This window comes from Prosthecobacter fluviatilis (assembly GCF_055388355.1).
In genome coordinates, this window is sequence record NZ_AP043782.1 from 4,401,070 (window position 1) to 4,425,219 (window position 24,150).

General features: G+C 62.2%; 19 protein-coding genes. 12 read left to right on the plus strand and 7 right to left on the minus strand.

Annotation, left to right across the window (positions count from 1 at the left end; translation table 11 throughout):
- Positions 1-58: 58 nt before the first annotated feature.
- Positions 59-1,711, plus strand: coding sequence for an L-lactate permease (locus ACZ5WW_RS17125; RefSeq protein WP_377166030.1), 1,653 nt, complete (start codon positions 59-61; stop codon positions 1,709-1,711).
- Between the two features lie 9 nt (positions 1,712-1,720).
- Here ACZ5WW_RS17125 and ACZ5WW_RS17130 read toward each other — a convergent pair whose 3' ends face one another.
- Positions 1,721-3,307, minus strand: a complete 1,587-nt coding sequence (locus ACZ5WW_RS17130; RefSeq protein WP_377166027.1) for an MFS transporter — start codon at positions 3,305-3,307, stop codon at positions 1,721-1,723.
- Positions 3,308-3,429: 122 nt separating this feature from the next.
- Here ACZ5WW_RS17130 and ACZ5WW_RS17135 point away from each other — a divergent pair, with 122 nt between their 5' ends.
- Positions 3,430-4,863 carry a DUF1501 domain-containing protein gene (locus ACZ5WW_RS17135; RefSeq protein ID WP_377166025.1) on the plus strand — a complete coding sequence of 478 codons (1,434 nt, stop codon included), beginning with the start codon at positions 3,430-3,432 and terminating at the stop codon, positions 4,861-4,863.
- On the opposite strand, the gene ACZ5WW_RS17140 is transcribed toward ACZ5WW_RS17135, so the two are convergent.
- Positions 4,860-5,771 (minus strand): LysR family transcriptional regulator, encoded by a 912-nt coding sequence (locus ACZ5WW_RS17140; protein ID WP_377166023.1) that lies wholly within the window; start codon positions 5,769-5,771, stop codon positions 4,860-4,862. The genes ACZ5WW_RS17135 and ACZ5WW_RS17140 overlap by 4 nt on opposite strands.
- Positions 5,772-5,858: 87 nt before the next feature.
- Between ACZ5WW_RS17140 and ACZ5WW_RS17145 the strand changes: the two genes are divergently transcribed.
- The 8 genes from ACZ5WW_RS17145 to ACZ5WW_RS17180 all read left to right on the plus strand — a co-directional run bounded on the left by ACZ5WW_RS17145 (position 5,859) and on the right by ACZ5WW_RS17180 (position 16,056).
- Entirely contained in the window at positions 5,859-6,098 is a 240-nt protein-coding gene (locus tag ACZ5WW_RS17145) for a ferredoxin (protein WP_377166022.1), read from the plus strand.
- Positions 6,099-6,153: 55 nt separating this feature from the next.
- Positions 6,154-7,497, plus strand: a complete 1,344-nt coding sequence (locus ACZ5WW_RS17150; RefSeq protein ID WP_377166019.1) for a hypothetical protein — start codon at positions 6,154-6,156, stop codon at positions 7,495-7,497.
- Positions 7,498-7,516: 19 nt separating this feature from the next.
- A complete protein-coding gene (locus tag ACZ5WW_RS17155; protein WP_377166017.1) occupies positions 7,517-7,975 on the plus strand; it encodes a NanQ anomerase/TabA/YiaL family protein in 459 nt (152 codons plus the stop codon).
- 53 nt (positions 7,976-8,028) lie between these two features.
- A complete protein-coding gene (locus tag ACZ5WW_RS17160; RefSeq protein ID WP_377166016.1) occupies positions 8,029-10,641 on the plus strand; it encodes a PSD1 and planctomycete cytochrome C domain-containing protein in 2,613 nt (870 codons plus the stop codon).
- Positions 10,641-12,092: a DUF1501 domain-containing protein gene (locus ACZ5WW_RS17165; RefSeq protein ID WP_377166014.1), complete on the plus strand. Its 1,452-nt coding sequence runs from the start codon at positions 10,641-10,643 to the stop codon at positions 12,090-12,092. The genes ACZ5WW_RS17160 and ACZ5WW_RS17165 overlap by 1 nt, the downstream gene beginning before the upstream one ends.
- Positions 12,093-12,115: 23 nt before the next feature.
- Positions 12,116-13,375 carry an MFS transporter gene (locus tag ACZ5WW_RS17170; protein ID WP_377166012.1) on the plus strand — a complete coding sequence of 420 codons (1,260 nt, stop codon included), beginning with the start codon at positions 12,116-12,118 and terminating at the stop codon, positions 13,373-13,375.
- Positions 13,372-14,628, plus strand: coding sequence for a hypothetical protein (locus ACZ5WW_RS17175; protein WP_377166010.1), 1,257 nt, complete (start codon positions 13,372-13,374; stop codon positions 14,626-14,628). The genes ACZ5WW_RS17170 and ACZ5WW_RS17175 overlap by 4 nt, the downstream gene beginning before the upstream one ends.
- Before the next feature lie 135 nt (positions 14,629-14,763).
- Positions 14,764-16,056 (plus strand): PP2C family protein-serine/threonine phosphatase, encoded by a 1,293-nt coding sequence (locus tag ACZ5WW_RS17180; RefSeq protein WP_464694166.1) that lies wholly within the window; start codon positions 14,764-14,766, stop codon positions 16,054-16,056.
- Here the strand turns inward: ACZ5WW_RS17180 and ACZ5WW_RS17185 are convergent.
- Genes ACZ5WW_RS17185 through ACZ5WW_RS17205 form a run of 5 tightly spaced genes read right to left on the minus strand, consistent with a single transcriptional unit; the run spans position 16,025 to position 21,740 of the window.
- On the minus strand, positions 16,025-16,780 hold the full coding sequence (locus ACZ5WW_RS17185; protein ID WP_377166006.1) for an anti-sigma factor antagonist: 756 nt from the start codon (positions 16,778-16,780) through the stop codon (positions 16,025-16,027). The two genes, ACZ5WW_RS17180 and ACZ5WW_RS17185, sit on opposite strands and share 32 nt — an antisense overlap.
- Positions 16,781-16,787: 7 nt before the next feature.
- Positions 16,788-17,600, minus strand: a complete 813-nt coding sequence (locus ACZ5WW_RS17190; protein ID WP_377166004.1) for an ABC transporter ATP-binding protein — start codon at positions 17,598-17,600, stop codon at positions 16,788-16,790.
- Positions 17,601-17,606: 6 nt separating this feature from the next.
- Entirely contained in the window at positions 17,607-18,536 is a 930-nt protein-coding gene (locus tag ACZ5WW_RS17195; RefSeq protein ID WP_377166002.1) for an ABC transporter permease, read from the minus strand.
- A gap of 3 nt (positions 18,537-18,539) precedes the next feature.
- Positions 18,540-19,751 carry an STAS domain-containing protein gene (locus ACZ5WW_RS17200; protein ID WP_377166000.1) on the minus strand — a complete coding sequence of 404 codons (1,212 nt, stop codon included), beginning with the start codon at positions 19,749-19,751 and terminating at the stop codon, positions 18,540-18,542.
- 3 nt (positions 19,752-19,754) lie between these two features.
- Complete coding sequence (locus ACZ5WW_RS17205) at positions 19,755-21,740, minus strand: ABC transporter substrate-binding protein (protein ID WP_377165998.1); 1,986 nt, start codon at positions 21,738-21,740, stop codon at positions 19,755-19,757.
- 125 nt (positions 21,741-21,865) lie between these two features.
- On the opposite strand from ACZ5WW_RS17205, the gene ACZ5WW_RS17210 reads away from it, so the two are divergent.
- Complete coding sequence (locus tag ACZ5WW_RS17210; RefSeq protein WP_377165996.1) at positions 21,866-23,035, plus strand: TolB-like translocation protein; 1,170 nt, start codon at positions 21,866-21,868, stop codon at positions 23,033-23,035.
- 29 nt (positions 23,036-23,064) lie between these two features.
- Positions 23,065-24,150, plus strand: coding sequence for a sialidase family protein (locus ACZ5WW_RS17215; protein ID WP_377165994.1), 1,086 nt, complete (start codon positions 23,065-23,067; stop codon positions 24,148-24,150).

Below are 24,150 nucleotides of genomic sequence, written 5' to 3' on the forward strand. Positions count from 1 at the left end.
CTGGCACTGAGGTGAAACATATGATGGGGATTTTCCGTGATGCACATTCCTTAACTCAATGACCTGGTCTCAAAACTACGATCCTCTCGGCAATCTGGTGTTTTCATCGCTGGTGGCTGCACTGCCTGTGGTGACGTTGCTCGGCCTGCTGGCCTTCTGGCATGTGCGGGCGCACATCGCGGCCTTTGCGGGGCTGGTCGTGGCATTGCTGGTGGCGGTCTTTGTCTTTCACATGCCGGCTCAGCTGGCGCTCACCGCCAGCGGCCTGGGGGCGGTTTTTGGCCTGTTTCCCATCGGCTGGATCGTGCTGAATGCCATCTTCATCTACCAGATCTCGGTGGAGACGGGACAGTTTGAGGTGTTGAAAAAGCAGATCGCCGGGCTGGCCGGAGACAAGCGCATCCAGGCGCTGCTGATCGCATTTGCCTTTGGCGCGTTTGTCGAGGGATGTGCAGGCTTTGGGGCTCCTGTGGCCATTACGGGCGCGATGCTGATCGGGCTGGGTTTCAAACCGCTGGAGGCGGCCAAGCTCGCACTTATTGGCAACACGGCTCCGGTGGCGTTTGGTTCTCTCGGCATCCCGCTCACAACCCTGGCAGACGTCACCGGTTTGGATCTGCATGTGCTCAGTGCCATCGTGGGTCTGCATTTGACGATTTTTTCTTTCATCGTGCCGTTTTGGCTGGTGGCGGCGCAGGCCGGATGGCGTGGCATGGTGGAGGTGTGGCCTGCATGCCTAGTGTGCGGCGGTACTTTTGGCACCGTGCAGCTCCTGGTTTCCAACTTTCACGGTCCGTGGCTGGTGGACATCGCCGCAGGGCTGCTCTCTATGGCTGCCATGGTGATCCTGCTGCGTTTCTGGAGGCCGCATTCTTCTGCTGTTGCCGAGAAACAGCAAGTGGTGAAAAGCGAGCGCCCTTTCCGTGCCTGGACGCCGTGGATCATGCTCTCCCTCTTTGTGGGCTTGTGGACGATGCCGTTTGCGAAAGAGGTGCTCAATGGCTACAGGCCCGGCACCAAGGCGCACAGCACATGGCAGGCACCCATCATGCCAGTGGCGCCACTGCATCTGGCGGTTCAGAAAATGCCGCCGGTTGTGCCCAAGCCCGAGCCTGAAAAAGCCGCGTTCACCTTCAACTACCTTTCAGCCACCGGCACCGCGCTGCTGCTGGCAGGCACGGTGTCCGGCCTGCTGCTCGGGGTCAGCCTTTCGTCCCTTGTGGGGATCTATCTCCGCTGCCTGTGGCGCGTGCGCACGTCGCTGCTCACCATCGCGCTCATGCTGGCGCTGGGATACACCACGCGCTACTCCGGCACGGATACCACGATGGGCCTCATGCTGGCAGGCACGGGCGTATTGTTCCCATTTTTCTCCCCGCTCATCGGCTGGCTGGGGGTGGCACTCACAGGCAGCGACACGTCCTCCAATGTGCTTTTTGGCAATCTGCAGCAGGTCACCGCACAGCAGCTGCACCTCTCGCCTTCGCTCATGGTGGCGGCGAACAGCTCCGGCGGTGTGATGGGGAAAATGATCGACGCCCAGAGCATCGTGGTGGCCAGCGTGGCCACTGGGGGGCATCCTGACAGTCCGGATGCAGGCACGGTGCTGCGTGCGGTCTTCTGGCACAGCATCGCACTGGCCATTCTCATGGGAGTGCTGGTGATGGTGCAGGCGTACTGGCTGCCGTGGACGGTGGCGGGCGCCCGATGAGGGGCGTGCTCAGGGCTTCACATCGCGCAGATTGACCATGAGCAGATGCCGCACGCGCGGCGCCTCAGGTCCCTTGTGAAAGCTCTGCACCGCCTGCTCGATGCGCTGATCCTCCATGGTGGCACGCTCATGCTGCCGCAGATGCTCCGCCCAGGAGCCGACGAGGAAAGTTTCGCGGAAGTGAGTGGGGTCTTCCAAGTCTGCAAAAAGAGAGCAGCGAAAGGCACCGTCGCGCAGCCTGACCTCGCGCAGGTGAAACATGGCGGCGCGGAAGGCGGGAGCATCCTTGGGGTCGATGTGGTACTCGATGGTGATGAGGACGGGGCCGTCGCTGGGTGCCGGCTCGGTGCTCAGCGTGCTGTGCGGCAGCATGTGGTTGGAGGGATTGAGGTCCAGCTTTTCCACATGGCTGATGGGCAGCAGGCGTGCGAGCAGCGCGCTGATGAGCAGGCAACCCGCGGCAATGCCGAGTGCGACCGGCGCATTGAGATGGCTGGTGAGCTGCCCCCAGGTGAGAGCACCGATGGCAAAGGCGCCCTGCATGACGACCAGATAAATCGCGGAACTGCGTGCACGCACCCAGTTGGGGAAGACGCTCTGGGATGCGACGCTGAAGGTGTTCATGCCGCTGATCCAGGCCGCGCCTGTGACGAAGAGCACGAGGCCCATGGCGATCTTTCCAGGCACGAGCGCAAGGATTCCGGTCATAGCCGCAGAGACCACGCTGGCACCGAGCAGCACGTGGTCGAACGAAAAGCGCTCGCGCAGCCGGGGCAGGAAGAGGAGTGCCATGAGGATGGCGCCGCCGCCATAGCAGCCCATGAGCACGCCGAAGTCCGAGGCCGACCACTGACGTGAATGAACGATGACGGGCAGCAGCACCACGGGCGCCACGGCGGCAAACATGTGAATGCCGCCCCGGCAGAGCACCGCCTGCATCGCGCGGGCGTGCCGCGCATAGCGGATCGCCGCCGCCATGGCACCGAGCATCTGCTCCTGCTGCGCGCTGCGCGGGGTGGCGATGTAGCTGCCGGTGCACATGACGCCGATCACCGCGATGAAGGAGAGCGCATTGAGCGCAAACACGGGTGCAGGCCCCAATGCGGCGAGCAGCAGGCCGCCCAGGATGGGACCGAGGGAACGGGCAATATTGAAGCCCACGCCGTTGAGCGCGATGGCATGCGGCAGCTGCTCGCGCCCCACCACTTCTGGGATCAGCGCCTGCCAGGCGGGCATGGTGAAAGCCGACGCTACGCCGAGCTGAAACGTGGCCAGCAGCAGCAGTGTCTGCGTCAGCGCGCCATGCCAGGCCAGCAGTGCCATGCCTGCTGCGGTGAGAAGCGCGCCTGCCTGCGCAAAGAGGATGAGCCTGCGCCGGTCCACCAGATCCGCCATGGCTCCGGCGGGCAGGGCCAGCAGGAAAAGCGGCAGGCTGGACATTGTCTGCATCAAGGAGACGAGGTACGGCGAGCTCGTCATGGTGGTCATGGTCCACACGGCGGCGGTGTCATTCATCGTGGTGCCGATGTTTGACCCCACGCTGCCCAGCCACATGGCACGAAAGACACGATTGCGGAGCGGGGACCAGGCGGACATGGGTAACTAGGTAACGTTTTGGCGCGGCTGCGCGACTGTGCAATCCGCTTCTTGCCACATCTCGCGCGATTGCGTGACAAAGCCATGCTCGTTGCCGCCGTATTCATGGCTACTTTTCCGCCATGCTCACCCGCCGCCAGCTTCTGCAGACTTCCGGACAAGGCTTTGGCGCACTCGCGTTTCACTCGCTGGCCGCTGCGGAGACTACGCACCGCTCGCAGGTGGTGCCGCCGAAGGCGAAGCGTGTGGTGCAGCTTTTCATGGCGGGTGCGGCCAGCCATATCGATCTCTTTGACTACAAGCCCGCCCTGATCAAGCACCACGGTGAAGATGCCGACTTTGGCGAGAAGGTGGAGGCCTTTCAGAACGGGCTCGGCCCCTGGAAAAAACCGGTGTGGGATTTCAAGCCCTACGGCCAATGCGGCAAGATGCTGAGCGATGCCGTGGCCCCGCTCGGTGCGTGTGCGGATGACATGGCCTTTGTGCACAGCATGGTGGGCAAGACGGGCGTGCACTCCCAGGGCACGCTGCTGCAGGCCACGGGATTTAACCTGCCGGGTTTTCCCGGGGTGGGCTGCTGGGTGAGCTATGCGCTCGGCTCTCTCAGCGACAACCTGCCGACGTTTGTGGTGCTGCCGGATCATCGCGGTTTTGCCTCGAACGGGCCGAAGAACTGGGACAGTGCGTTTTTGCCCTCGCAGCATGCGGGGACGATCATTTATCCCGGTGCGGAGACGCCGATTGCGGACCTGTTTCCGCACAAGGCGGGGCGGTACATCAGCGCGAAGTCTGACCGCGAGGGCTTTGATTTGCTGGAAAAGCTCAACCGCAGGCACCTGACGATGCACGAGACGGACTCGCGGCTGGAGAGCCGCATCCAGAGCTACGAGCTGGCCGCCAAGATGCAGCTGGCCGCGCCGGAGGCACTGGACATTTCGAAGGAGTCTGACGCGATGAAGGCGATGTATGGCATCCAGGAGCATCGCAAAGTCTGGCCCAGCGAGATCAACGCTGAAGAAGAAGCCGACTACATGGGGCGCAAGTGTCTGGCTGCGCGCCGCCTGCTGGAGCGTGGGGTGCGTTTTGTGCAGATCTGGAGCGGCAATGACAACGGCTTTCCGCGCCGAAACTGGGACAGCCACGAAGACGTGGAGCGCGATCACGGCCCGCTCGCCTGGGGCATGGCGAAGGCGGTTTCAGCGCTGATTCTGGATCTGAAACAGCGCGGGCTGCTGGAGGAAACGATCATTCTGTGGACCACCGAGTTTGGCCGCATGCCGAGCACGCAGGGAGGCAAAGGGCGGGATCATAACCCCTATGTCTTCACCAACTGGCTCTGCGGCGGCGGCATTCAGGGCGGTGTCACCGTGGGTGAAAGTGATCAGTGGGGGTATAAGCCACTGGATCGTGCGAATCCCACGACCTGTTACGACATTCATGCCACGATGATGCACCTGCTGGGGATTGACCACACGCAGCTTACGGTGAGGCACAACGGGATTGATCGCCGACTGACGGATGTGCATGGGCAGGTGGTGCGGGGATTGGTGGGTTAAAATAGAATGTTTCCCACAAACTGCTCCACATGCCGGGGCAGCTTGCGATGCCGTCTTGTCACAGCCACGACATCACGCTCGAATCGCTCAGGAAAAGGCAGCCTGGCAATCGATTCCTTCCTTCGATACAGGGCTAGTGCACGGCGTGGTACAAAGGCGAGGCCGAAGCCGGAGGCGACGAGGTTGATGATGAGGTCGAAGCTGTCCAATTCCATCGCGGGATGGAGGTCGAGCTGCTGGCGTTTCAGCCAGCGGCGGAGATTTTTGCCGGTGTTTGTTGCTGGGGCGATATGCAGCCAGGACTGCGCGGCCAGCCATAGCTTGAACGATGCGGCTCTCTTGACGGGGGCATTGGCCGCCAGCGCAGCAGGGGCTATCAATTCAAAAGCGTCTTTGAAGCGATGGGTGATTTTGACGGAGTCCGGCAGCGGTGAAGGATGGCACAGGACCCCGATGTCGATCTCTCCTGCCTCCAGGGCGGTGAGAATGGCGCTGCTGGCATTGTAGCTCACGCGGCATATCACTTCGGGATGGCGTTGATGGTTCGCGTGGAAAAGCCCCGGAATGTGCGCCATGGCCAGCGTGCGCGAGACACTGACGCGGACTTCAGGACGCACGGAGCCAAACTCAGCCTGAAGGCCGTCCAGCGCAGATGCCACGCCGCCGATCAGCCGAGTGGCTTCGGCCGTGAGATAACGGCCTGCTTCGGTAAGCTCGACAGACCGTGTGGTGCGGTTGATCAGTGTCAGGCCAAGGCGCTCCTCCAATGACTGCATCTGCCGGGTGAGCGCGCTCTGAGACAGCCCCGCTTCGCGTGCGGCCCGTGTGAAACTGCGGTGCTTGGCGACGAGATGAAACAGATGCAGTGCGTAGAGATCGAAGGGCTTTCTGGCGAGGTATTGTTGCATCAAGTGCAACAATACCTGATTTTAATGCATTTCACGCAAATACATGGGCGTGCGAGAACAGCGACGCGGACAACCCCGCGTTCACCCATGCCCAACATCGAAGACCGTCTCCATCAAAACGCCCCCGGCCGTTTCTACGTCGACAGCAGCTGCATCGACTGCGACCTCTGCCGAGACCATGCCCCCGAATTTTTCCGCCGCGATGACGACACCGGCCAGAGCTACGTTTTCCGCCAGCCGGTGACGGAGGAGGAAATCCAGCTCTGCCTGGAGGCTCTTGAGAGCTGCCCTTCGGAATCGATCGGGCAGACAGACGATGCGGGATGAAATTCGCAGTCTGTTTGTGAACTTGCCTTCCTCGCTGCGTAGGTAGGCAGCATCCATGCACAAGATCGTCATCCTCCTATCCTTGCTGACGCTCCCGGCGTTTGCTGCGCCGCTGAAGCTGGCGACCTTTCGTGCGGACGTTACGCCTCCGGTCGGCGCGCCGTTGTGCGGGGGGCTGGTGAAGCCGGTGGCGGGGGTGAGTGAGCCGTTGCTGGCGCTGGGGGTGGTGATTTTGAGCGATGACAAGCCGGTGGTGCTGTGTGCGGTGGACTGGTGTGAGATTCGCGCAGGGGATCATGTGCACTGGCGCGAGGTGCTTGCCAAGGCCGCTGGGACGACGCCGGAGCGTGTGGCGGTGCAGAGTCTGCACCAGCACAATGCGCCGATTGGCGATGCAGCGTCGCACCGGCTTCTGGCGGGTTTTACTTCGCCGCCCAGTGTGATGGATCTTGAGTGGGCGGAGCGTGCGCTGAAGGGCGTGGCGGCGAGCATTGAGGCGGGGCTGAAGAATGCGGAGCCGGTGACGCACGTGGCGCATGGAGAGGCGGCGGTGGAGAAGGTGGCGTCCAACCGCCGCATCATGGGTGACGATGGGAAGGTGGCGAAGATGCGGCTGAGCTCGACGAAGGATGCGGCGCTGCAGGCGCTGCCGGAAGGACTGGTGGATCCGCTGCTGAAGACGGTCAGCTTTTGGAACGGCGAGAAGAAGATCGCGGTGCTGCACTACTACGCGACACACCCCATGAGCTACTATGGCGATGGCATGGTGACGTATGACTTTGTGGGCACCGCACGTGAGCAGCGTACGCAGGATGATGGAGTGCCGCATCTTTACTTCACCGGCTGTGGAGGCAACATCGGGGCGGGCAAATACAATGATGCGAGCCAGGAGGCCCGGGTGAGGCTGGGTGAGAACATCCATGCGGCGATGGTGAAGTCCGAGCAGGAGATGAAACGAGTGCCGCTGACCCGGATGGAGTGGCGGGCGCGTCCGGTGGTGATGAAAGCGAACCCTGAGTTTCCCGAGGAGCGCATGCTGAAGGTGTGTGAGAATGCCACGGCTGCGGCCGCGACGCGCATCAGCGCGGCGTTTCGTGCGGGCTTCGCCCGGCAGAGCGCCGCAGGCGTGCCGGTCCAGTTTACCAGCCTGCATCTGGGAGATGATGTGTGCCTGCTTCATCTGCCGGGGGAGACTTTCATCGAGTATCAGCTCTTTGCGCAGCAGCAACGGCCTGGCGGATTTGTCGCCACGGCGAGCTATGGGGACGGCGGGCCGGGGTACATCCCGCTGGAAAAATCGTTTGCCGAAGGCGGCTATGAGCCGACGCAGGCCTTTGCGGCACCAGAGTCGGAAAAGGTGATGCGGGAGACGATTGTCGAGTTGCTCCGCGCAAAGTGACTCGGTATTTATCGGCCTCATGATCCTCGACACCCTCGACAACTCCGCCCGCTATGAGTCTCTGAATTCGCGTTTTGCGAAGGCCTTTGCCTATCTCCGCACGGTGGATGGCACGCAGCCGCTGGGGCGGTTTGACATCGACGGGGACCACTGTTTTGCGCTGGTGCAGACCTATGAGACCAAGACGCTGGACAAGGCGAAGTTTGAGGCGCACCGGAAGTACATCGACATCCAGTTCATCCACAGCGGGCGCGAGACCATCCTCTGGGCCCCGCTGGCGGCGATGAAGGAGGAGACGATGGCCTACAATGAGGAAAAGGAGGCTGCGCTGTGGAAGCTCATTCCTGATGTGACTCCGCTGCACATGAGCGGCGGCCATTTTGCCATCCTTTACCCACAGGACGCGCACGCCCCCTGCATCGAGTGGGAAAAGCCGGAGCAGGTGTTCAAAGTGGTGATCAAAGTGGCGGTGGAGTAAATCGCGGGCAAAAACGGGCTTCCTGAGGGCGTAGGTAAACCATTACCCCCTCAATGAAGCTGCCGTCTGCCGTTTTCCTCTGCTCGCTCGCCGTCACCGCCCGTGGCGCTGAGCGCCTGCTCACGTTTGAAAAAGACGTGCGTCCCATCGTCAAGGCGCACTGCACCCACTGCCATGGCGAGGAGGAGAAACCCGAAGGCGGCGTGGACCTGCGCCTGCGCCGCTTCATGGATCAGAAGCTGGATGGCGGCAGCCAGGTCGTCGTGGCGGGGCATCCGGAGCAGAGCGAGCTGGTGCGCCTGATCAAAAACGGCGAGATGCCCAAGAAAGGCAAGCAGCTCTCCGAGGCTGAGCTGGCGATTATTGAGCAATGGATCGCGCAGGGCGCTAAGACGGCGAAGCCGGAGCCGCTGGCGCTTGCGCCGGGGCCGATCATTTCAGACGATGACCGTGAATACTGGGCCTTTCAGCCGGTGAAGCGCCCCGCCGTGCCCAAGGACGTGGACAACCGCAAGGTGCGCACGCCGGTGGACGCCTTCCTGCTCAAGTCGATGACCAAGCAGGGCCTCAGCTTTGCGCCTGAGGCCGACCGCCGCACGCTGATCCGCCGTGTGACGCTGGACCTCACCGGCCTGCTGCCCACGCCGCAGGAGGTGGAGGCCTTTGTGAATGACAAATCCCCGCTGGCCTATGAGCAGCTGGTGGAGCGGCTGCTGGCCTCCAAAAACTACGGCGAGCGCTGGGCGCGCCACTGGCTGGACGTGGTGGGCTACGCCGACTCGAACGGCTACTCCGAGGCCGACTCGGTGCGCCCGCAGGCCTGGCGCTACCGCGACTACGTCATTCGGGCCATGAATGCGGACAAGCCCTGGGATGAATTCATCCAGGAGCAGCTGGCCGGAGATGAACTGGCAGGCGCCACGCATGCGGATTACCAGCAGGCCGTGCTGGACCCGCACCGCACCGACCAGCTCATCGCCACCGCTTTCCTGCGCATGGCGCCGGATGGCACGGGAGACGCGCCAGATGATGCCAAGCTGGCGAAGAACCAGGTCATTGCGGAACAGATGAAAGTCATGACCTCGTCGCTCATGGGCCTCACGGTTGCATGCGCCCAGTGCCACGATCACCGCTATGACCCCATCACCCAGGTGGACTACTACCGCCTGCGCGCCGTGCTGGATCCCGCCTACAACTGGGAGTCGTGGCGTGCGCCAGCGCAGCGCCTGTATTCGCTGTATTCCCCTCAGGAGCGCGCCAAGGCCGCCGAGATCGAGGTGAAGGCCAAGGAGATCGAGGCTGAAGCGCGCGCGATGAGCAAAAAATTCCTCGATGAGATCTTTGAGGTCGAGATCAAGAAGGTGCCCGAGGCCGAGCAGGCCGCCTTCCGCGTGGCCCGTGACACGCCTGTGGCCAAGCAGACGCCGGAGCAGAAGGCGCTGATCAAAAAATATCCCTCCGCGCTGGCCACCTATTCGCTGGATCTCTACGACAAGAAGAAGCAGGACATCGTGGATGCCAAGATGGCCGAGGCCAAAAAGCTGCGTGAGACGAAACCTGCGGAAGGCTTTGTGATGGCGCTGACGGAAGTGAAGGGGCAGGTGCCGGCGACCAAGCTTTTCAACCGTGGTGATCATGATCAGCCCAAGCAGGCGCTGACTCCGGGAGAGCTCAGCATCCTCGCCAGTCCGCAGATCGAGCCCTTCAAGCCGGTGCCTGTGAGCAGCGGCTCCAGCGGCCGACGGCTGGCCTACGCGCAGTGGCTCACCAGCGGCAAGCACCCGCTCACGGCACGTGTGCTGGTGAATCGTTTCTGGATGAACCACATGGGGCGCGGCATCGTGAACACACCGGGAGATTTTGGCCGCCAGGGCGAGCTGCCCACACATCCTGAACTGCTCGACTATCTGGCGGATGAGTTTGTGAAAAGCGGCTGGAAGCTCAAGCCTCTGCATCGCCTCATTCTCCTGAGCAGCGCGTATCGCCAGTCTTCGGTCAATCAGGCCTCGCTGCACGGCGATCTCGAAAACAGGTTCTACGCGCGTTTCAAGCTGCGCCGTCTCGATGCTGAGACGCTGCGGGACTCCATGCTGGCCGTCACCGGCACGCTGGTGCAGTCCAGCTATGGCCCGCCCAGCGGCATCGGCCGCGATGCCCAGGGTCGCGTCGTCACCGGCATCGACAAGAGCACCATCACCGTGAACAAGGTTGATCCCGGCGGTTCGGATGATTTCCGCCGCTCCATCTACGTGCAGGTGCGGCGCAGCAAGCCCGTCACCGTGCTCGACACCTTTGATGCGCCGATCATGACGCCCAACTGCGAGGTGCGTGCGCAGACCACCGTGGCCCCGCAGTCCCTGCTGCTCATGAATGACACCTTTGTGCTCGACAGCTCCCGCCGTCTGGCGGACCTCCTGCAGACCGAGGCTCCCGGCAACCGCGTGGAGCAGATCAAGCGCGTGTGGGAGCTGCTCTTTGGCAAGCCCGCTACGCAGTCCGATGTGGCCCGTGGCATTGCTTATCTGGATGAGCAGACCAAGGCGCTCACGCAGTATCATCACGACATCCAGCATCCGAAAGGTGTCGTGCCCAATCCGCCGCAGGAGGCCATGGCCAGCTTCTGCCAGATCCTTTGCAGCTCAAACCGCTTTCTCTACGTCGAATAATGAACCGCCCCCAGCTCTGCTCCCGCCGTCACTTCCTGCATGCCAATGGCTACAGCCTTGGTACGCTGGCGCTCGCCTCGCTGCTTGAGAAGGAAGGTCTGCTCGCCGCCCCTGTGAAGCCCGAGAGCGTCACGGGAGAGACGCGCTACGACCTCAAGCCGAAGAAGCCGCACTTTGAGCCGACGGCGAAGGCGATGATCTCGCTCTTCATGATGGGCGGGCCTTCACAGATGGATCTCTTTGATCCCAAGCCCATGCTCACCAAGTATCACGGGCAAAAGTTTCCCGGAGAGATCAAGTATGACAACCTCGCGCAAGCATCGGCGAAGTGCTTTGGCTCGCCGTGGAAGTTTGCCAAGCACGGCCAGTGCGGCATGGAGATCAGCGAGCTGCTGCCAAACCTGAGCAAAGTGGTGGATGAGATCACGCTCATCCGCTCGATGACCTCCGGTGTGAGCAATCATGCGCAGGGTCTCTATGCCATGAATGCGGGCCGCATCACCGCGGGCCGCCCTGCGCTGGGCTCCTGGCTCACCTACGGTCTGGGCAGCGAGACGGATGAACTGCCCTCCTACATGGTGCTGTCTCACCCCAACGGCCTGCCCACTTTTAGCGGCGAGCATTTCACCAATGGCTGGCTGCCCTCCCTGTTTCAGGGCACGCTGGTACGCGCCACAGAGCCGCGCATTTTGAATCTCGATCCGCCAGCATCGCTCGCCGGTGCGCCGCAGCAGCGTCAGCTGGACCTGCTCAAGGCCTTTAACGAAGATCATCTGGCCCTGCATCCGGGCGAGCTGGATCTGCAGGCGCGCATCTCCAGCTATGAACTTGCGGCGAAAATGCAGGTCGCTGCGAAAGAGGCGCTCGATATTTCCAAGGAGCCCGAGTACGTCCGGAAACTCTATGGGGTGGACAATCCGATCACCAAGGATTACGCCACGCGCTGCATCATCGCCCGCCGTCTGGTGGAGCGTGGCGTGCGTTATGTGCAGGTGCTCAATGCCGGTCAGTCCTGGGACCAGCATGGCTCGCTCATCACGGCGCTGCCGAAAAACTGCGAGGCCACCGACCAGCCCAGCGCGGCGCTGATTATCGATCTCAAACAGCGTGGCCTGCTGGACACCACCGTTGTCCACTGGGGCGGCGAGATGGGACGCCTGCCCGTGCTGCAAAACGACGCCGGGCGTGAGAAGTGGGGACGCGACCACAACACCTATGGCTTCAGCATGTGGATGGCCGGCGGCGGCTTCAAGAAAGGCTACGTGCACGGCGAGACTGATGAATTTGGCCACAAGGCCATCATTGATGAAGTGAAGCACTACGACTATCACGCCACGCTGCTGAAGACCTTTGGCCTGGACCACACCAAGCTCACCTACAAGCGCAACGGCCTCGCCGCCTCGCTCACGGACAACCAGGGTGCGAAGGTGGTGGATCAGCTGCTGGCCTAGTCTTTTACTTCTCATCATCCAGCATGACCGCCGCCGCCTCGAATCCATTGCATCGTTCGGCGGCGTGGAAGTGGACCATCTGCGGACTGCTGTTGCTTGCCTCGGCGATCAATTACATGGACCGCCAGACGCTGGCGAATGCGGCGGTGCGCATCAAACAGGAGTTTCATTTGTCGCGTGAACAGTATGGTCACATCGAGGCCGTCTTCGCCTACGCCTTTGCGGCGGGGTCCATCGTCTTTGGCTGGCTGGCGGATCGTTTCTCCGTGCGCTGGCTTTACGCCATCGTGCTGACGATGTGGTCGCTGGCCGGACTGGCCACGGGTTTTGTGCACAATGAACAGGAGCTTGTCTGGTGTCGCATGGCGCTCGGCTTTTTCGAAGCCGGTCACTGGCCCTGCGGCATCCGCACCACACGGGCGCTGCTGGACGCGCGTGAGCGCTCTTTTGGCAACAGCGTGCTGCAAAGCGGCACCTCGGTGGGGGCCATCATCACGCCGCTGATCATGGGGGTTCTTATGACGTCCGAGCTCAGCAGCTGGCGCACAGCGTTCCAGGTTGTCGGCATCACAGGATTTGGCTGGCTGGTGCTGTGGTTTGCGCTGGTGCGCAGTGCGGATCTGCCCGCGCCTGGGCGTGAAGAGAAGTCAGCGCAAGCAGAAGGTGCGGGTCTTTGGAGCCCGGTCTTTATCCGGCGCATGATCATTGTCTTTGTGGTCATCGCCTGCATCAACACCACCTGGCAGATCCTGCGCGCCTGGCTGCCCCAAATACTTCAGGAGGGGAATGGTTATTCGGAGGCGGAGACGCTGTGGTTTACCTCGGCGTGGTATCTTGCCACGGATGTTGGCTGCATAGGTGCGGGGGCTCTCGCAGTCTGGCTGGGGAGGGGGCGGATGTCCGTGCATGCCGCACGGGTCCTGGTCTTTGCCGTCTGCGGGCTGCTGTGCGCCACCTGCGCGCTGACTCCCTGGCTGGCGCATGGCTGGGGGCTGCTGGTGGTCTTTATGCTCGCGGGAGCCGGGGCGCTGGGGGTATTTCCTTTGTATCACGCCTTCACGCAGGATCTCTCAGGTCGCCATCAGGGCAAGATCACCGGCATTGCAGGAGTCGTCGCGTGGGTGCTGCCGGCGCAGGCGCAGCAGTTCTTCGGGAAGCTCGCGGATCGCACGCAGTCGTTTGATCAGGGGCTGATGCTGGCCTCCTGCCTGCCGCTCATCGCGGTGCTGCCGCTGTGGCTGTTTTGGGAAAGCAAATCCGACCGTCACACATCCTCCTCATGAGCACCCTATCCTGGACCCGTCGTTCCTTTCTCATGGCAGGCGCTGCAGCAGCGGCCACTGCCCATGCTGCTCCAGCAAGTGGCCGAAAAAAGATCGCGCTGATTGCCACGGTGATGTTCAAGAACTCGCACGCGATGCATTTCGTGGACCGCCTTGCCATGGGCTATGTCTGGGCCGGACAGTGGCTGCCGCCGCGCACGGATCTCGTCTCGCTCTACGTCGCACAATTCCCTGAGACTGACCTCGCGCGGGGCCGCTCGGAGCGCTATCACATCCCCATCTATTCCAGCATCGCCGATGCGCTGACGCTCGGCACCGGCAAGCTGGCTGTGGATGGAGTCGTCCTCATCGGTGAGCACGGTGACTACCCTGAAAACGAAAAGGGGCAGACGCTTTACCCGCGCTACGAGTTCTTCAAAGAGATCGTCAAAGTCTTTGAGGCCAGCGGTCGAAGCGTACCGGTCTTTAACGACAAGCATCTCTCCACTGAGTGGAGCAAATGCACCGAGATGGTGGCCGATGCGAAACGGCTCGGCTTTCCCTTCCTTGCGGGCTCTTCCTTGCCTGTCACACGCCGTCTGCCTGCAGTGGACATCCCGTGGGGGACGCCGCTGTCTGAGAGCGTGGCCGTCGGCTACGGCGGCATCGAAAAATACGACTATCACGGACTCGAAACCGCGCAGTGCATGTCCGAGCGACGCCGTGGTGGCGAGGCGGGAGTGAAAAGCGTGCTGGCCCTGCGCGGAGAAAAAATGTGGGAGCATGCGGCCACGCGCAAGAACACGCAGCGCCTGCTCGCCGCCGCGCTCTCCCGCAGCCACACCTGGCCGGTGGAGGGGTATCCGCTGGAGCCCGTCAGCTTCGGCTGGGCGCGCAAGGTTTTCCCGGATGCCTTTGCCTACTTCATCGAGCATCGCGACGGCTTCCATACGACGCTCTTCATGCTGCCGGTGCGTGACTTCAACTACGCCGGACTCAACAGCGAAACCGGGCAAATTACCTCCTGCCAGATGTTTCTGCCCATGCCGGGCTCCAGCTCGACCACGGCGGACTTCTTCAATCCGCTCATTCATCACATCGAGGACATGATTTTGGAGAATCGTGCGCCTTATCCCGTGGAGCGAACGCTGCTGACCTCAGGGGTGCTGATTGCTGCGGTGGAGTCTCTCTATCGCAAAGGCGAGGTCATCCAGACTCCGGAGCTGGATGTCAAATACACCGTGCCCAAGGAGTCGCTCTACTGGCGTGAATAGACCTGCATCCCAGTTGCAGCGGGGCCGGTGGCGTGAGAAAACAAGGGTGTGACTCCCGCCCTGTCTCCCACACTTGCCGCATCTTTGGCTGCGTTTGCGCCCGATGCCTCGGGGCAGAGTGTCTGGATGGAGTTCATGGACACTCTATCGCTAGCGCCTGGAGAGGTGCTGTTTCGCAAGGGCGATACTGCTGATGCGATGTTTCTCATCGAGTCAGGCACGCTGGCGGTGGTGCTGGAGGTGGAGGGTGCGGGGCGTGCCGAGCTGAGGCGACTGGGGCCGGGGCAGTTTTTGGGAGAGATGGCGCTGTATCGTTCCGAGCCGCGCACGGCCTCGGTGGAGGCAGTCAGTGCGGTCAAGCTGTGGCGCCTGACTGCGGCCCGGCTGCGAGAGGCGGAGAGGCTGCATCCGCAACTAGCGGTGGCGCTGCACCGGCATGTGGCCTCGCTCATCTCCGAGCGTGTGGTCTTCAGCAACATGGAGCTGAAGCAGCCGCTGGCCCGTCTCGCGCATGCACTGCGCGGTCTGGCCACCAGCGATTTTTCTTCCACGGGCTGGGACCGTGCAGGGGTGGTCAAAGAAGCGAGGAGGAGTGATGAGGTCGGGGCGGTGGCGCAGGCGATGGAGTTTCTGGCGGATCGACTGCAAGAGCACATCACCGCGCTGCAGCAGCAGACCGCCGCACGTGAGGCCATCGAGAGCGAGCTGCGCATTGCGGGTGAAATTCAGTCCAGTCTGCTGCCGCCGCCGCTCACCACCGCTGAACAGCAGCGTGTGGATTTTGCCTCTTTCATCAAACCGGCACGCGAGGCTGGCGGTGATCTTTATGATGGCTTCTTCCTGCCGGACGGACGTTTCTTCACACTCGTGGGCGATGTGTCAGGGAAGGGGGTGCCTGCCGCTGTCTTCATGGCCCTGGCGGCGATGGCGGTGCGCACTCTCGCGCGCGAGTTGCGCGATCCCGGAGAGCTGCTGGCGCATGTGAACCGACTGCTTTGCGAGCGCAATGAGACGATGCAGTTTGTCACAGCGTGCGCGGTGTTTTTTGATCCGGCCACCGGAGCGCTCTCCTGGGCCAATGCGGGGCACCCGCTCGCGGCTGTCATTTCAGATACGGGCAGCCTCGTCTGGCTGGATGGACCGCGTGCTGCGCCGCTGGGGGTGTTTGAAGAGACCGCGTATGCCACGCAGCACCACACCCTGGCGCCGCGTGAGACGCTGCTGGTGTACTCAGACGGCGTTTCGGAGGCGCAGGATCCGAAGGATGTGCTTTTTGGCAGCGCAGGCATCCAGCAGTGTCTTGCTGGAGGTGCTGTGTCTGGCAGTGCGCAGATCGTGCAGAGTGTCGTCTCGGCGGTGCTCACGCATCAGGCCGAGGCTCCGCAGGCGGATGACATCACGCTCGTGGCACTACGCCGAGTGCTGTGAGCAGTCCGGAGATGTGGAAGACCTCGTAAACGGCGGGCGTGAGATGCGTGAAACGTGCCTCTCCGCCGCCTGCCTTGAGCTTCTTGGCGGCGATGATGAAAACGCGCAGCCCTGCGCTGCTCACGTATTCAAGGCCGGACAGATCAAACGTGAGCGTCCGCACGCCTGAGGTGATCAGTGCGCTGACCTGCCGCTCCAGATCAGGACTGGAGAGACCATCCAGACGGCCGGTGAGAGTCAGGGTGGCGGATGCGGCCAGCCTGGAGGCCGCGATGCTCATGCTGGCAGCCGCGCCTGCGGCACGTCCCAGCTGGCGCTCGACGGTGAAGACATTGTGCCCCTCACGGCGCTCGTAGAGGCAGACATCCATCAGCTTTCTCACCAGATGCACACCCAGGCCGCCCACAGGTCGTGCTTCCAGAGGCAGGCTGGTGTTGACCTCGGGTCTGGCCAGTGGGTTGTAGGCTGTGGCTTCGTCCGTCACGGAGGCACGTATGCGGTCTGCTGCAATTGCTTCGATCTGCACGCTCAGTGTGCGCGTGGCGTCTCCCTGATAACCGTGGGTGATCACGTTGGTGACGATCTCTTCCAGCGCCAGATGCAGCGCGGAGACATCCGCCGCGCCGATGCTCATGCGGGTGCTGAAGTCATCGATCATCTGCATCACCCGCGCCAGCTCGGCGAGATTTGCGGCGATGGTGAGGCTCTGTGATTTCGCAGACACAGCGGTATCAAATGTAGAGCTCGTTGAGCATGGCGGCGGCGCTTTCATCCAGCAGCTCGCGACGGCGCACTTCATCAAAGCGGTCCAGCAGGTCTTCGGGGCGCAGGCGTTTCTTTTCGGCGCCACGGATGTCATGCAGCACCTGGCCGCGGTGCATCATGATGATGCGATCGCCCAGGCTCACGGCCTGCTGCATCGAGTGCGTGACCATCAGCGTGGTCAGCTTGTCGCGCTGGATCACCTCATCACTGAGCTGGATGACCTGGTCCGCGCTTTTGGGGTCGAGCGCTGCGGTGTGCTCATCCAGCAGCAGCAGTTCGGGCTTCAGCCAGGTGGCCATCAGCAGGGTCAGCGCCTGACGCTGGCCGCCAGAGAGGGAGCCGATGGCGTTGTCCAATCTATCTTCCAAACCCATCTTCAGTGTGGCGATGCGCTCGCGCAGCGGCTGCATGAGAGTGGGGGCCAGGGCCCAGCCCAGACCACGCGACTGCCCGCGCCTGCAGGCCAGCGCAAAGTTTTCTGCGATGGACATTGTGGGGGCGGTGCCGCTGAAGGGATTTTGAAACACGCGGCCGATCAGCCGGGCACGCTTATGCTCCGGCCATTTTGTGACGTCATGCCCCGCGAGCTCGATCCTGCCTTCATCGACAAAGAAGGAACCCGCCACTGCGTTGAGCAGCGTGGATTTGCCCGAGCCGTTCATACCGAGCACGATCACAAACGATCCGGGCTCGATGGTCAGATCCACACCCCGCAACGCGCTGACTTCATTGACCGTGCCGGGGTGGAAAGTTTTGCGGATGCCGGAAAGCGCGAGCATGGCGGGTCAGGTGGCGGAGGTGGGCCTGCGTTTGCAGCGTTCGATGAAGCCGGGCAGCACGAGCGCTGCAAAAACAAACAGCGCGGTGATGAGCTTGAGGTCGTTCGGATTCAAACCCCAGCGCAGCGCGATGGCGACGAGCAGGCGGAACAGCACCGAGCCCATGATCGCGCCGATGATGTTCATGCCGAGGCTGCGTGTGCCTGTCAGCGCCTCGCCGATGATCACGCTGGCCAGCCCCCACACCACCATGCCGATGCCCATCTGCGCGTCTGCAAAGCCCTGGTACTGCGCCAGCAGCGCGCCGGAGAGGGCCACAAAGCCGTTCGAGAGCGCCAGGCCGAGGATGATGTTGCCCTCCACATTGGCACCCAGCGCGCGGATCATCTGGGCGTTGTCGCCCGTGGCACGCATGGCGGTGCCGATCTGCGTGCGGAAGAAGGCGAACATCGCAGCCCCTGCGGCCGAGCTGAAAACGAGCGCCAGGAACAGCACCGCAGCATCTGCCGCAGCCACCGGCCAGCCCAGGATGTGGATGGTTTTCCCACCAGCGAGCCATTCGCCCAGCCTCTCGCCGTAGCTGGCCAGCGTGGTGGCCTGCATCAGCGGCACATTGCTGCGGCCCATGATGTGCAGGTTCACGGAATACAGCGCCGTCATCACCAGAATGCCGGAGAGCAGCGAGTTGATTTTAAACTTGGTGTGCAGCACGCCCGTGACAGCGCCCGCTGCCGCGCCGCCCAGTGCTCCCGCTGCGGTGGCCAACACCGGGTTCACGCCTTTCACAAGCAGCACCGCCGTAATGGACGCGCCGAGTGTGATGGAGCCGTCCGTGGTGATGTCCGGCATCGAGAAAATGCGGAACGACACCAGAACCCCCAGCGCCAGAAGCGCCAGGATGAGGCCGATGATCAATGCGCCAATGAGAAGGGTCATGCTCTAGGTGATGATGGGTGCGATCCAGACTGCGCCACGGTAGAACTCGCTCTCGCCCGCGCCGTTGAATCCGCGTGGATCGGAGATCAGGTGCAGAACGCTCTGAAGAGCCTGCCCGTCGAAGAGGCTCGTGACGGCGGGTTGAAGATCAATGAGGCCTTTGCGCAGCGGCCGGTAAGGAAACACGGCGGCGTGGATGTGCCCCAGCAGCTCGGTGCCGCGCGCCAGTGGGCGCAGCAGGGCATCGATGGCGGAGCCTGGTTTTGAGATCACGCCGACCATGAGCGAGGTGCTGTCGCGGAATGAGCGCTCGCTGGTGAAGGAGAGCCAGTCGCGGATCTGCGGAAATCCGAAGCGCTCATTTGCAGCACCTGCGTCAGATGCCGGAGACTGACGCAAAGAGGCGCCGACTAGGCCCGCCGTCTCTGTCACCGCCACGACCACCGCCGCACTAGCACCACTGGATTCGAGCGCTGTCTGCATCAGCTCCGTCAGGCCGATGCGCCGGTCTTCGTCGTTGGCTTCAAAGCGCAGCAGGGAACTGAAGGAACCCTGAGCGGACAGGCCGAGCACGAGCTGTCCCTCTGGAACGAGAGCACCTTCACTCAGCATGAAGTCAGGGCGGCTGGAGCCGTCCGCAGGCTGGAAGGCCGCCACACCTGCCACCGCCAGCAGTTCGCCACAGCGTGCGGCGTTTTCGGCGAAGCTGCCGCCCAGTGCGCCCATGCCCAGAGCTACCGTGGCTGAATCAAATCGTCTTGTGGCAGGGTGTGTGTCTGTGCAGCCACGGGCCAGCGTGGCGACCTCGCCCACGGTCTCGATTTTCATGCCGCCACCACCGAGCGGGAAGAGCTCATACGCCGCGCTTGAGGAGGCCAGTTTTTTACCGGCATCCTCGGTGGCTGCTGCGGCGGTCTCCGAGGTGATGAGCATCTGCAAGCCGGAAAGTTCCAGCACGGAGCGCACCGCCTCAGACGGGCGGATGACGCCAAAGAGGCCATTGATGGCGCGGAGCTGCTTGTGGCAGGCCAGAAGCACGCGGATGCCTGCGGAGCTGATGTAGCTGACCGCGCTCATGTCCAGATGCAGGCGGTGCTCGCCGTCGCGCACGGTGGCGGAGAGCGCGGATTCCACGTGGTTGCACCAGTTGGCATCCAGCCGCCCCGCGAGGCGCAGAATGATGAGATCACCGGATGTTTGGCGGGAGATTTCCATGGGTTACTGGTTCACTTTGTCAGCCTGCTTGAGCAGTTCCGGTGGCAGGGTCATGCCCACGGCGGCGGCATTGGCGGGGCTGGCGCTGAAAAACACACGCGGCGGGAGAATGAAGGGTATTTTGGACACATCCTCGCCGCGGATCACGCGCTCGATCATTTCCACGGTGACCTCGCCGGTGTTGTAGTAATCGCGGCCCATGGCAATCGCCGCGCCCAGCGGGACGGTGGTGCTGTTCAGGCTGATGAGCGGCTTCTGTGTTTGACGTGCGGCCTTGGTGATCGCGTTGAATCCGGTGCTGCTCAGGTTGTCGGAGATCTGCACCACCGCATCGATGGGTCGCGACACGAGCGAGAGCGCCGCATCGGCGAGGTCGCTGGAAGTGTTCACCGCCACGCATTCCAGCGTGAGGCCGTGGTCTTTGCAGAGCTTTTCAAAGGACTCCTTCAGATCGACGGAGTTTGCCTCGGCCGGACAGAAAAGGGTGCCGAGTCTTTTGTACTGCGGGAAGTTTTTCAGGATCATTGCCATGGCCTCCTCCACAGGAGCCAGCACGGAGACACCGGTGATGTTGGGAAGGTGGTCTGTGTAGCTTTTTCCTGCGCCTGCGACGATGGGATTGGCGATCAGCGAGAACACCACGGGTGTTTGCTTCACCTTTTGCACGGCTGTTTGCAGGGAGGGTGTCGAGAGCGGGACGATGATGTCCGCATTCTCTGTCAGCACCGCATCAAAGATGCCGCTCAGGGAGGCGATGTCTCCCTGCGCACAGCGGTAGCTGAGGGTGTAGTCCTTGCCCTCCACGAGCTTGCTGCGCTTCCACGCGGCCTTCATCCCGGAGGAGGTGTCTTCGGAGGGGCCGGACTCGATGTAGTTCACGATGGCAATCTTCCACTTCTTGCCGGTGGGATTCGGCACTTCTGCGGCTGCTGCCACATGCTCCACGCCGTTTGCATCGATGGCGATCTTTGCGCGCTTCTGCATTTCCTCGGGGATCTTCCAAGTGTCTTTCAGCCCTGCGGTTGCCTGCACATTCACCGTCAGCATTTCAGGCATCACATTGACGATCGGCACGCTGCCCGGCTTGCGGCCATTGAGCACTTCACCCGCGAGGCTGCCTGCGAGACGGCCCACTTCCAGATAGTCCGCGCCGAGATCAAACAGCGCGCCCTTTTTCACATTTGGGGGAATGACGGTAAAGGAAGGCACGCCGCCTTTTTTTGCGGTGGCGATCAGGCTCTCCGCTGCGGTCATCACCGTCACATCACCGCCCATCCACATGGCCTCCGCACCGCGTGCGACCAGCGCCGCCGCCGCCTCGGCCACGCCGGAGGAGTTGTCCACGGTGGATTCCATCAGCTCAATGCCCACATCTTTGCAAACCACACGCGCCAGCTTCACCTGCGCCTCGGAGTTGGCCTCCGCCGCATTCCACACGACGCCCACTTTTTTCAGGGCGGGGTTCATCTCGCGTGCGGCCTTAAACGCCTGCGCGATTGGCTGCATGGTGCCAAAGCCCGCGAGGTGCGCCGGGTGCTCCAGCGGATTCGTTTTGCTCACACCCACGCCTGCCACCGAGGGATCTGAGACCAGCGCAAACACATGCGGCGTGCCGCCTGCCTTGTTTGCGTTTGCCACCGCCTGCAGAGACACGGTGCTGATCGTCATCAGCAGATCATAGCCGCCACCGGCCATCTCTTTGGCGATGGTCTGGGAGACGGCATTGTCACCCTCGGCATTGTAGAGCTTGAGCTCCAGGTTTTTGTCCTGTTCCCAGCCCTGCTCCTTCAGGCCTCTGATCATCCCCTCGCGTCCCTGGTCCAGGATGGCCTGAGAGGCATGCTGCAGCAGCGCCACGCGCATGGTCCGGCCGGGCTTGGGTGCCGCCGTGCTTTTCACGCGTGACCCGAGGTCGGACAGCAGCAGCACGCTGGCGGCGGCCATGATCAGAAAGATGCCCAGCAGGAGGCGACGGAGAGTGTGAACCATCGGCCGCTATCAAGAGCAGGAAGCAGACGCAGTTCAACGCGATTTCCCTAAATCGGGTGTGCCGCCGTCCAGATTTTCTGAGCGGGGAGTGGCAAGTCTCCCGCCAGTCACGTCGTTCCACGCGTATGCCGTCTTTTCGCATCGCCATCCTTTGTTTGTTCTCCTGCCGTTTAGTCGCCGCCGCCGATCCCGTCGCGGCGTGGTCCAAGGACGTTGTCATCAAGCCGGTGTGCGCCGTGGAAGGCCGCCATACCACGCACAGTTACTACCTCACGAATCCCGAAAGTCCGGATGGCAGGCATGTGCTGTTTTTCACTTCGACCACTCTCAAGGGACAGCTGGGGGAGGTGCGCATGATCGAGCGTGCCACGGGCAAGGAGACGGTGCTGGCTGACAACATCCACACCGAGGACGCCCACCGTGTGGCCTGCCAGCAGTGGCTTTCCGGCGGCAAGCGCGTGGCGTTTCACGAAGTGATCGACAAAAAGTGGCGCGTGGTCGTGGTCGATGTGGAGACGTTGAAGAAAACAGTCGTTGCGGAAGATCATCAGGTAGGTTTTGGCAGGCCGGAAGGAAACCTGCTGCCCATGTATGGATGCCATTGGAATCCGGGGCCGTATCGAGATCTTGAGGTGTGGGATGCTGCCACCGGCAAGACCACCACGATGGCGAAGATCAGCGAGGTGGAGGCCAAGCATGGTGAGTGGCTGCAGAAGGAGTTTGCGGGCAAGCCCTGCTCCATCTTTTTTCCCGTGCTCAGTCCGGATCTGAAGAAGGCCTTTTTTAAAGTCGCTGCGGGCAACGGTGGAGACGACTACATGTCCAGCAGGGCAAGCCATCGCCAGGGCACGGTGGTCTATGACACTGAAAAAGGCGCGTGTGTCTGGCAGCGCAACCAGTGGGGCCACCCTGCCTGGACGCCGGACTCGCAGCACATTTTTGAAGCAGGCAACATCAGCTTCGACATCGCTGACAATCCGGCGCGATTCACCCGCCTGAAGGATGTGCCGAACCTCAGTGGCACTCATCCGTCTGTAAGTCCGGATGGCATGCTCATGGTCACCGATGGGATGAGCCGCAACGCGGGTGGCAAGGGTGATGAGTGGGGCGTCATGGTCGCCGACATGCGCGGGGGCAAGTGGGTGCTGCTGCACAGCTTTGCTCAAAACGGAGGGGCCAAATCCTGGCGTCGCAACCACCCTCATCCGATCTTCAGCGCAGATGGGAAACGTATCTACTACAATGTCAGCGACGGAGCCTTCACGCGGCTGATGGTGGCCGAGCGTCCGCAATGAACACCGCATTTGCGGCGTTTGAGGGAGGCATGAAACTTATCTTCACCGCCGCATGCCTGTTCACGTTTGCGTTTGCTTCCTCTGCTGCCGAGGAGGCGGAGCCTGCGGGTCTGCACCGAGTGGTGGCCGTCGAAAACGTCTGCGCCTGGCCAAACCTCACGCTGATGCCGGATGGCAGCCTCATCGCCATCCTTTTCAATCAGCCCGGACATGGCACGATGCAGGGAGATGTGGACTGCTATGCCAGTGGGGATGGTTTGAAATGGGAGAAGCGAAGCACTGTGACTCGTCATGAGCCGGACACGATCCGCATGAACCATGCGGCAGGGCTGGCGAAGAACGGAGACCTGCTCGTGCTCTGCTCCGGCTGGACGAATGTGAAGCAGCCCAGCAGGCCCAAGCAGGCCGCGTTTCGTGATGCCGTGCTGCGCAGCTGGATCATGCGCTCCAAAGACGGTGGCCGCACCTGGAGCAAGAGTGATGTCTTTCCTGCCTCCGAATCTGACGAATGGACCGAGCACATCCCCTTTGGCGACATCTGGACGGCGCAAGATGGCACACTGAGGACGTCATGCTATCAGGGCCAGATGGCAGATCCGGCGAAATCATCCAAGACCAAGGGCTGGCGTTCCTGGTGCTTTCGCAGCGATGATGATGGGGTGACGTGGAAGCCGCAGTCCATCATCGGGCCCACCCACAATGAAACCGACATCTTCCCGCTCGGTGGCAAAAGCTGGCTGGCCGCCGCCCGCACCATGCAGATGGAGCTCTTCCGCAGCGATGACGATGGTGCCACCTGGGGCCAGCCTCTGAAAGTCACGGAACGCAACGAGATCAACGGCCACCTCACCCGACTCGGCGACAAACGCCTTTTGCTGAGCTATGGAGTGCGCATTGCCGGGCGTCACGGAGTCTGCGCCAAATTCAGCAGCGATGAGGGCAAAACCTGGAGCGCTCCCATCCGTCTCGCGCGCAGCGAGGTGAGCGACTGTGGCTATCCTTCCAGCGTGCAGCTTGCGAATGGGAAGATCGTCACGGCTTACTACTCCAAAGCCGCACCCGAATGTGGTCATTACCACATGGGCGTGGCGGTTTGGGAGGCTCCTACACCGTGA